The organism is Phocaeicola sp. ICN-14070, from assembly GCF_037892625.1.
GTDB classification, from domain to species: domain Bacteria; phylum Bacteroidota; class Bacteroidia; order Bacteroidales; family Bacteroidaceae; genus Phocaeicola; species Phocaeicola plebeius.
This window is the reverse complement of the sequence record NZ_JBBKBF010000160.1, coordinates 1-1,012: the sequence shown is the minus strand read 5'-3', so window position 1 is coordinate 1,012 and position 1,012 is coordinate 1. Positions and strand designations below refer to the sequence as shown.

Genomic DNA, 1,012 nt, shown 5'->3' with positions numbered 1-1,012 from the left:
AGTTATAACTATCAGCGAGAGCGGAACGGTATCCATGCCGACCGATACTGTATGGATGACCATGCAGGAGATTGCCGACATGTATAATGTATTCGGCTGCTATGTGCGCAAGGCTGTCAAGGCTGTATTCAAGGACGGCATTCTGAAAGAGCAGGGTGTGCGTCGTCATGTCAGGAAGAACGACCACATCAGCTATGACGTGTATAGCCTTGAACTCGTCATTGCGGTAGCCTTCCGTATTGACAGCATTGAGAGCAGAGCCTTTCGGGAGTTCATTATGCAGTCCGTCATAGGCAAGCAGACAAGCCGCACTAAACTGGTCTGTATCTTTACAGAGAACGCAATGGCATAGACCTGCCATAAAGCAACGTTCCTTGGAGGCTTTGCGCCTCCAGCCACTTGGGCGAACCTCCGCAGTGTGTTTTAGCATGGTATTAGATTTATACAGGTAACACAAATGATACCCGGCAAACACGAACTACTCGGTATAGCCAATAAAACGAGGCGACAACCTATAACAGCCACACTCGGTAAGTTATACGTTGTCGCCTTGTTCATTTCACACACTCATCAAGGACATTCTCCTACACACCTTTCATTCTGTACGCTTCACGATAGTTAGCCATCAGAATCTTCTGAATGTCGGACTCGCGGTAGAGTATCTTTCCGCCAAGCTGGATATACGGGATGACACCGTTGTTTCGGTAGTCCTGCAGGGTTCTTCGGCTCAGTTGCAGCCTGGCGCAAAGCTCCTTGTCCGTCATGAAGCGCTCACCGCCAAGCATGGGGCGGTAGTTCATCACGGCACGTTCAAAATTGTCAACCATTCGGTTGAGGTGGTCCACGATGTGGTTCATCCACTCGCTGTTTCTTGTCATTACTTCATTGCTCATAGTTGTCTCGTTTTATTGTTGATACTTACGTTACTCGTTTTACTTGCTGCATTGGATAAAGTGGCTGTTGTATATTGACAGCCTAACCTGTGCGCTTGCGAAAGCGCATGTCCTTTTTA

Annotated in this window: 2 protein-coding genes; one reads left to right on the top strand and one right to left on the bottom strand. The window is 48.0% G+C overall.

From position 1 onward, the window contains the following. On the top strand, positions 1-352 hold a 352-nt coding region (locus tag WKT20_RS18060), incomplete at its 5' end, for a hypothetical protein (protein WP_340417867.1). 232 nt (positions 353-584) lie between these two features. On the opposite strand, the gene WKT20_RS18055 is transcribed toward WKT20_RS18060, so the two are convergent. Then, positions 585-893, bottom strand: coding sequence for a helix-turn-helix domain-containing protein (locus WKT20_RS18055; protein ID WP_340417866.1), 309 nt, complete (start codon positions 891-893; stop codon positions 585-587). Positions 894-1,012: the final 119 nt, after the last annotated feature.

What these genes read in the sequence shown, in the direction of transcription:
- WKT20_RS18055 (WP_340417866.1), bottom strand. Translation starts at nt 893, where the DNA reads ATGAGCAATGAAGTAATGACAAGAAACAGCGAGTGGATGAACCACATC.